Origin of the sequence: Mesorhizobium sp. M5C.F.Ca.IN.020.29.1.1, assembly GCF_003997375.1 — a bacterium.
Lineage (GTDB): Bacteria > Pseudomonadota > Alphaproteobacteria > Rhizobiales > Rhizobiaceae > Mesorhizobium > Mesorhizobium wenxiniae.
In genome coordinates this window covers 1-7,531 of the sequence record NZ_RZSW01000302.1, presented here as the reverse complement: position 1 = coordinate 7,531, position 7,531 = coordinate 1, and the positions used below count along the sequence as shown (strand labels likewise).

General features: G+C 63.8%; 8 protein-coding genes and 1 pseudogene. 2 read left to right on the top strand and 7 right to left on the bottom strand.

Annotation, left to right across the window (positions count from 1 at the left end; genetic code table 11):
• The 4 genes from EOA85_RS22000 to tesB form a co-directional block, all read right to left on the bottom strand.
• Positions 1-1,454 (bottom strand): DNA translocase FtsK 4TM domain-containing protein (locus tag EOA85_RS22000; protein WP_164759796.1); only part of this gene is annotated, 1,454 nt, incomplete at its 3' end.
• 274 nt (positions 1,455-1,728) lie between these two features.
• Entirely contained in the window at positions 1,729-3,156 is a 1,428-nt protein-coding gene (locus tag EOA85_RS21995; RefSeq protein WP_065007235.1) for an ammonium transporter, read from the bottom strand.
• 31 nt (positions 3,157-3,187) lie between these two features.
• Positions 3,188-3,526 (bottom strand): P-II family nitrogen regulator, encoded by a 339-nt coding sequence (locus tag EOA85_RS21990; RefSeq protein WP_023800571.1) that lies wholly within the window; start codon positions 3,524-3,526, stop codon positions 3,188-3,190.
• A gap of 219 nt (positions 3,527-3,745) precedes the next feature.
• On the bottom strand, positions 3,746-4,621 hold the full coding sequence (gene tesB, locus EOA85_RS21985; protein WP_127211153.1) for an acyl-CoA thioesterase II: 876 nt from the start codon (positions 4,619-4,621) through the stop codon (positions 3,746-3,748).
• A 96-nt stretch (positions 4,622-4,717) separates the two neighbouring features.
• Between tesB and EOA85_RS21980 the strand changes: the two genes are divergently transcribed.
• Positions 4,718-5,980 carry a ubiquinone biosynthesis hydroxylase gene (locus EOA85_RS21980; protein WP_127211152.1) on the top strand — a complete coding sequence of 421 codons (1,263 nt, stop codon included), beginning with the start codon at positions 4,718-4,720 and terminating at the stop codon, positions 5,978-5,980.
• Positions 5,981-6,025: 45 nt separating this feature from the next.
• Here EOA85_RS21980 and EOA85_RS21975 read toward each other — a convergent pair whose 3' ends face one another.
• From EOA85_RS21975 to EOA85_RS21965, 3 genes are all read right to left on the bottom strand, one after another.
• Positions 6,026-6,553 carry a hypothetical protein gene (locus EOA85_RS21975; RefSeq protein WP_127211151.1) on the bottom strand — a complete coding sequence of 176 codons (528 nt, stop codon included), beginning with the start codon at positions 6,551-6,553 and terminating at the stop codon, positions 6,026-6,028.
• 113 nt (positions 6,554-6,666) lie between these two features.
• Entirely contained in the window at positions 6,667-7,023 is a 357-nt protein-coding gene (locus EOA85_RS21970) for a YciI family protein (RefSeq protein WP_127211150.1), read from the bottom strand.
• 3 nt (positions 7,024-7,026) lie between these two features.
• Positions 7,027-7,239: a hypothetical protein gene (locus EOA85_RS21965; RefSeq protein ID WP_095520184.1), complete on the bottom strand. Its 213-nt coding sequence runs from the start codon at positions 7,237-7,239 to the stop codon at positions 7,027-7,029.
• A gap of 191 nt (positions 7,240-7,430) precedes the next feature.
• Here EOA85_RS21965 and EOA85_RS39190 point away from each other — a divergent pair.
• Positions 7,431-7,531: pseudogene (locus EOA85_RS39190) on the top strand (OsmC family peroxiredoxin); the annotation flags it as partial.

Sequence of the window (7,531 nt, the reverse complement as noted above, 5' to 3'; positions counted from 1 at the left end):
GTCTCGCGCTTGGCGTTCGGCAGCTCGATGCCGATGGCGTTGCGGCCCGGCACCACGGCGACGCGGCAGGCGATCGCGCTCATCGAGCGGGCGATGTCGTCGGACAGGCCGATGACCCGCGACGATTTGATGCCGGGCGCCGGCTCCAGCTCATAAAGCGTGACGACGGGGCCCGGGCGGACATGGATGATCTCGCCCTTGACGCCGAAATCCTCCAGCACGCCCTCGAGCAGGCGGGCATTCTGCTCCAGCGCGTCCTTGGACAGGCTGGCATCGCGCACGACGTTCTTCGGCTCGGACAGGAAATGCAGTGACGGCATTTCGAATTGTTCGGAGCCGATCAGCGAGGTCTGGGCTTCGCGCTGGACACGGGCGCCCGGAACGGGCCGGGGCGCCGGCGCCGCGACGCGGGTGGCCGCGTCGGAGCGGAACGGCTGCACCTTCGCATTGAGCGCAGTGCTGCGCTGGCCCACGGGCTCCGGCGCAAAATCCATGTCGTCGTCATCGTCAAAAACATCGGCGTCGTCGGGATCGAGCGAGGCGCTGCGGTCGTTGACCATGGCGGCGAAGAATTCAGGCTCGACGCGGGCCCGGCCATCGGCACTCATCCGCGATTCGGCAAATTCGGCCGATTCGACCCGCTCGGCAGCGCGCCGCCAGGCGCTGGCGCGCGGTTCCATCTCTGGTTCGAAGTCATCGTGCTCCCGGCGGCGCGCGGCACGGCGGCGGAGATAGGCGCGCAACGACAGCCACCAGTGCGTGATCGCGCCAAGCGCCAGAATGCCCTCGTCGCCCTCGTCCTCATCATTGTCGAAAAGCAGTTCGTCCTGGTCCCGGGGATCGGGCGCAGCCGGTTGCTCCAGGACCGCGAAACCGTTCTGGCGTGCAATCAGCGCCGAGCCGTAGGCAAACAGCCACAGTGCCGGCGCGGCGAGAAGCACGGCGAGCACGCTGGCGATGAGACCGGTCGGGTAGCCGCCGACTACGAAGCCGGGAATCTTGAGCACCATGTCGCCGAACACGCCGCCGAGACCGGTCGGCAGCGGCCAGGTCTTGGGGGGCACCACGCAGCCGGCGATGGCCGCGGCAAGCACCGCGTAGCCAAACCAGGCGAGCCCGCGCTTCGGCAGCCTGTCGACGCCGCGCGCCGAAAACAGCAGAAATCCCCAGACCACTGCCGGCACCAGCGCCGCGACGGCAGCAAGGCCGAAGAACTGCATGGCGAGGTCGGAGAAGACAGCGCCCACATAGCCCATGGCGTTGCTGACGATATTATCGGTGGCGTGGGAGAAGCTTGGGTCGGCGACGTTCCAGGTGGCGAGGCTGGCGATACCGAAGGCGACCAGCGCAAACAGGCCGGCACCGACCAGCCGGCCGACCTGACGCCGCGCGAACGCCCGGATGCCGTACCCCGTATCGGCCAGCGCGAGCGGTGCTGAAGCCCCTGAACGCATGCTCTTCCCCGTCTGTCGTTGCCTGGCCGATAGCGTGCGCGCAGCTCGGCAGATTCGGGCACCAGACTATCGGCGGGAAGGTTAAGGCAGCATTAACTATAAGGGGTTGGGGGAAGTATCTTGCGGCGAGTATCTGGCCTGGCCGTCTGCGCGCAAAAAAGAGGCCCGGAACAGGTCCGGGCCTCAATGCGTGAGCCCTTGCAGGAGCGTCACGACGGGATGGGAGGATGCAGGGCGGCCGAGGCCGCCCAGACAAGACTTACGGGTGCAAGGCTTACGGGTGATAGGCCGCTTCGCCATGCGCGGTGAGGTCGAGCCCTTCACGCTCTGCATCGGCTGTCGGACGCAAGCCTACGATCATATCGACGATCTTGTAGAGGATGGCGCTGCCGATGCCCGACCACAGGACGGTTACCAGGACACCCTTGAACTGCGACCACAGCTGCGTCGCCGTGCCGGCATAGCCGGCGGCGAAGTCGGCTGTCGAATAATCGACGATGCCAGCGCCGCCGAGGGCGGGGTTGACCAGGATGCCGGTGCCGAGCGCGCCGATGATGCCGCCGACGCAGTGGATGCCGAAGACATCGAGGCTGTCGTCGTAGCCGAACTTGTTCTTCACGACCGAGACGAAGAAGTAGCAGACGCAGGTGGCGACGATGCCGAGCACGATGGCGCCCATCGGACCGGCAAAGCCTGCAGCGGGTGTGACGGCGACAAGGCCGGTAACCGCGCCCGAAACCGCGCCAAGCATCGACGCTTTGCCGCGCAGCAGCGTTTCGAGCACGATCCAGGTCACTGCCGCCGCCGCCGTGGCGACGAAGGTGTTGACCATGGCCAGCACCGCGTAGGCGTTGGCTTCGAGGTTCGAACCGGCGTTGAAGCCGAACCAGCCGACCCACAGTAGCGAAGCGCCGACCATGGTCAGCGTCATCGAGTGCGGCGCCATGATGTCCTTGTTGTAGCCGATGCGCTTGCCGATCATCAGCGCCCCGACAAGGCCGGCGATGCCCGCATTGATGTGAACGACCGTGCCGCCGGCGAAGTCGATGGCGCCGAAGCCGAAGATGAGCCCCGACGGGTCGCTATAAGCGCTCGGGCCGCCCCAGAACCAGACCATATGCGCGATCGGAAAGTAGACGAATGTGACCCACAGGATGGTGAAAAGGATCACGGCCGAAAACTTGACGCGTTCGGCGAAGGCGCCGACGATCAGGGCGGGCGTGATGCAGGCGAAGCTCATCTGGAAGATGACGAACACCAGTTCAGGAATGGCGACGCCCTTGGTGAAGGTTTCCGACACCGTCGTCACGTCGACACCGGCAAGAAACATCTTGGAAAGGCCGCCGACGAAGGCATTGCCGGGTGTGAAGGCAAGGCTGTAGCCGTAGAAAACCCAGACGATCATGACCACGCTGGTGATGGTGAAGACCTGCATCAGCACCGACAGCATATTTTTGGCGCGAACCAGACCGCCGTAGAAAAGGGCAAGGCCGGGAATGGTCATCAACAGCACCAGGATGGTGGAAATCATCATCCAGGTCGTGTCGCCCTTGTCGACGGTGAAGGCCGGCGCCGCTGGCGCTGCCGGTGCGGCCGGAGCCGCTTCCTGCGCGAATGCGGCGACCGTGCCCAGTGCTGCGATAGCGAGCGAGCCCAGCAGCGCGGTGCGCGCCGCCGACTTCAAAGTAGAAGGAATATTCATTGAACTCTCCATTGGAATACGTGTCCGCAGCTCAAAGCGCGTCGGTGTCTGTTTCGCCGGTGCGAATGCGCACCGCCTGGTCGATGCCGAAAACGAAGATCTTGCCGTCGCCGATCTGACCGGTCTTGGCCGCCGCGGTGATGGCTTCGACGGCCTTGTCGACCATGTCCAGGCCGACCGCGACTTCGATCTTGATCTTCGGCAGGAAGCTGACCGCGTATTCCGCCCCGCGATAGATTTCCGTGTGTCCCTTCTGACGCCCGTAGCCTTTGACTTCGGTGACGGTCAGGCCCTGGATGCCGACTGCGGTGAGCGCTTCGCGCACCTCGTCGAGCTTGAACGGCTTGATGATTGCCATCACGATTTTCATAAGGTTTCACCCTTTGCTGTTGCGGTCCCCCGCGTTTGTACGACGTCGCCGATCCCCATGAGAGCCGGAGAGTGCCCGCTAGGATTCAAGCTCCGTGCCAGTTGCCGAAGCAGGGTGTTAACCTGTTGTTAAATAAGGGATTGGGGAAGGTTTGTCGGCTGACTGTGCATAGTCGCGACAACGCAGTTGATTAAAAAATAGGCAATTTTGCAAAAATGCCTATTCGGCGGGCGGCCGCTTCAGCCTGATCAGGCCCTCCTGGGCAACCGAGGCGATCAACGTGCCGTCGCGGGCAAACAGCGACCCACGAGTGAACCCCCGCGACCCTTGCGTCGACGGGCTGTCCTGCGTGTAGAGCATCCAGTCGTCGAGCGGATGGCTGCGGTGGAACCACATGGCGTGATCGAGGCTCGCCGCCTGGATGTCGCTATCGAAAATGGCGCGGCCATGCGCAAAGGTCGAGGTATCGAGCAGCGTCATGTCGGAGAGATAGGCAAGCACTGCCGCCTGCGTGGCGCGATCGGCCGGAACCGGGCCGGTCGTGCGGATCCAGATGTTCTGCTTCGGCTCCAGCTTTTCCCGGCTGGTGTAATGCTCAAGCATCACCGGTTTCATCTCGATCGGCCGGTCACGCTCCCAGTAGCGCCTGATGCCGTCGGGCACGGCCTCGCCGAACTTGCCAATCAGTTCGCGCTGCGACAGCAATGTGTCGGGCGCCGGCACGTCCTGCGGCATCGGCACCTGATGCTCGAGCCCGGTCTCATCCTGCTGGAACGAGGCTTCCAGCGAAAAGATCGCCTGGCCGTGCTGGACAGCCACGACACGGCGCGTGGTGAAGGAGCCGCCGTCGCGGATGCGGTCGACCTGGTAGATGATCGGCACCTTGGTGTCGCCGGGCCGCATGAAATAGTCGTGCAGCGAATGTACGTGGCGTTCGGGCTCCACCGTTCGCTGGGCGGCGACCAGCGCCTGGGCGATGGTCTGGCCGCCGAATACGCGCTGCCAGTCAAGTTTGGGGCTGCGACCACGGTACAGGTTGTGTTCCAGCTGCTCGAGGTCGAGAATGCCGAGAAGCTCGTCCATGGCCGCCGTCATGTTTCGCGCCCCTCACCGCAAAGTGTTATGGCGGTTTCCGACAGGAATGGCGGGCAGTCAAGGCCGGAAGGGAATTTGGCCGGAAAGGAATTTGCCATGGTGGATCGCAAGGAGGATGCAAAAAACCGAACCGGGCTCGACATTCTGGTCGCCGGCGCCGGCTATGTCGGGCTTGCCGCCGCAGTATCGCTGAAACAGGCGCGACCGAGCCTGGAGGTCGCTGTCGTCGACGCCGCGCCCGCCGGCGTCTGGCAAAAGGACGGCCGCGCCTCGGCCATCGCCGCTGCCGCTTGCCGCATGCTCGACCAGCTCGGCGTCTGGGCCGAAATCGCGCCCGAAGCGCAGGCGATCACCGAAATGATCGTCACCGATTCGCGCGCTTCCGATCCGGTGCGCCCGGTGTTTCTCACCTTCGATGGCGAGGTCGCGCCCGGCGAAGCCTTTGCGCATATGGTCGCCAACCGGGATTTGAACGGCGCCTTGCGCCGGCGCGCTGAAAAACTAGGCATCGACATCATCGAAGGCGTCGCCGTCAGTGCCTTCGACGTGAACGGCGCCGGCATCACCGTGCATCTTGTCGACGGCGCGACGCTGAAGGCGCGGCTGCTGGTCGCCGCCGACGGCGTGAACTCGAAGCTGCGCGACATGGCCGGCATCAGGACGGTGAAATGGCAGTACGGCCAGTCCGGCATCGTCTGCACCGTGGCGCATGAACGGCCGCACAATGGCCGCGCCGAAGAGCATTTTCTGCCAGCCGGCCCCTTTGCCACGCTGCCGCTCAAGCCGGACAAGGACGGGACCAACCGCTCGTCGATCGTCTGGGTCGAGCGGTCGGAAGATGCCGAAAAACTGGTCGACGGCGACGACCTCGTCTTCGAGCACGAGCTCGAACAGCGGTTTGGCCTGAAGCTCGGCGAAATCCGCGTCGCCGACAAGCCGCGCGCCTGGCCGCTCGGCCTGACGCTTGCCCGCGCCTTCGTCGCGCCGCGCATTGCGCTCGCCGGCGACGCCGCCCACGGCATCCACCCGATCGCCGGCCAGGGCCTCAATCTCGGCTTCAAGGATGTGGCGGCACTGGCTGAAGTGGTGGTCGAGGCCGACCGGCTCGGCCAGGATATCGGTGCGCTCGACGTGCTCGAACGCTATCAGCAGTGGCGGCGTTTCGACACGCTGCAGATGGGCATCACCACCGATGTCCTGAACCGGCTGTTTTCCAACGACATCAGCCCGTTGCGCGCCGTCCGCGACATCGGCCTAGGCCTGGTCGAACGCATGCCGCGGCTGAAGGATTTCTTCATCCGCCAGGCGTCCGGTCTGTCCGGCGACACGCCGAAGCTGCTCAAGGGCGAGGCGATCTGAGCCCGGAAGGGCAGCAAACCAATATTGAGCGCCAGGCAATTTCGTTCAATTGACCTCGAAGCCCAGCTTCTGCCGCAGCCGCAGTATACGCTGGTCGGATATCTTCAGGGGTTGCTCGCCAGCCTGCGCCGCGCGGTTCACCATCTGCAGCAAATCGTTTCGCTCAGTCACATCCAGACGTTCGCGCAGGAACGGCGCCAGCTTGTCGATGACAACAGTGGCATCGTCGATCTGTGACGCCGCCCATTTGGCGTAGACCACAGCCTCATCGGTCTTCTTGTCGTCCGCAATCTCTGAGATCATCGACCGAATCGCGGCTTCGCGCTTCGGCAGGACAGGGCCGTTCTCGGAAACGATGGCGGTGATCAGCGTCGCGGCCGCCACGACCGGATCGTCGATCGCCGTCAACGGTGAGAGCGCCGCCTGCTTGCGCAGTCTCTTGCGGCGAATGTTCCCTTGCACACGGCCGACGACGTCCGCGACCTCGCGCGCCGCATCGTTCATGGCCTTCATCCGATACCACCAGACCGCCGCCGCTCCCAACAGCCCAATTGCAGCAATCAGTATATGCATGCCCGTGATCCCCAAACCGCAGCGACGATAGGAGAAGTGCTGCCTCGCTTCAACGCGCAAAAGTTGCGCCGGCAGAAGAAACTGATTCAGCCGGACGCAAAACAGAATGATCTCTAGGACCCCGGCACGTTGTAGATCGCCCTGACCTCGATCGTGCCGATTTCGGCCAGAGGGATGCCGCCGGCAATCTCCATCGCCTCGTCGATATCCCCGGCCTCGATCATGACGAAGCCGAGCAATTGCTCCTTGGTCTCGGCGAAAGGGCCGTCGGTGACCAGCCGCCTGCCCTTGCGCCGGCGCACGCTTTTCGCGGTATTCACCGATTGCAGCGCCTGCGCGATGATCAGCCGGCCGCTTTGCTCCACCGATTTGTCATAAGCCAGCGAGTCGGCGTCGAGCTTGGCCAACCTCTCCGGACTCATTGCATAAAGGTCCTTTTCCTCACCGTAGACCAGGCAAACATATTTCATCTCTCATCTTCCTTGTTGGGACGAACCGTTGGCAACCGAGGTCCCAGCCGGGCTTTTGACCGCCGCATGATCGACAAGGGAAACCGCAATCCCGATGATGGCGACCGCCGCAAGCAGTCGACCGAAACCGGAAGGTGACCGATGCAACCAGTCGGCTTCTTGTTCAGCCGCCTTTCGGCCGGTGTCTCTCCAGTGGGCAGAAAACAAATCATTCATGTGATCCTCCATCCGGCCACGAAACCCGTGGCCGCCCGCAGGACGGCCGAGGCAGATGGAAGTCGACATTTTTGCACGCGGATTTTTTGCGTCGCCATTGGCGCGAAAAGCACGGGTGGCCTTCGTGCCCGCGCGCGCTATAGTCGATCAGACGCCGATCACGGCTCAGCCACCGCATCAAGGAGGAATTCATGGACCGCACCGCAAACGCCGTCTGGAAAGGCAATCTGAAAGAGGGCAAGGGCACGCTCGACACGCAGAGCGGGACCCTGAAAGGCACGCCTTACTCGTT

Excerpts from the sequence above, each read along its gene's own strand:
- EOA85_RS21995 (WP_065007235.1), bottom strand. The coding sequence starts at position 3,156 with ATGAATATTCCTTCTACTTTGAAGTCGGCGGCGCGCACCGCGCTGCTG.
- EOA85_RS21990 (WP_023800571.1), bottom strand. The coding sequence starts at position 3,526 with ATGAAAATCGTGATGGCAATCATCAAGCCGTTCAAGCTCGACGAGGTG.
- tesB (WP_127211153.1), bottom strand. The coding sequence starts at position 4,621 with ATGACGGCGGCCATGGACGAGCTTCTCGGCATTCTCGACCTCGAGCAG.
- EOA85_RS21980 (WP_127211152.1), top strand. The coding sequence starts at position 4,718 with ATGGTGGATCGCAAGGAGGATGCAAAAAACCGAACCGGGCTCGACATT.
- EOA85_RS21975 (WP_127211151.1), bottom strand. The coding sequence starts at position 6,553 with ATGCATATACTGATTGCTGCAATTGGGCTGTTGGGAGCGGCGGCGGTC.
- EOA85_RS21970 (WP_127211150.1), bottom strand. The coding sequence starts at position 7,023 with ATGAAATATGTTTGCCTGGTCTACGGTGAGGAAAAGGACCTTTATGCA.
- EOA85_RS21965 (WP_095520184.1), bottom strand. The coding sequence starts at position 7,239 with ATGAATGATTTGTTTTCTGCCCACTGGAGAGACACCGGCCGAAAGGCG.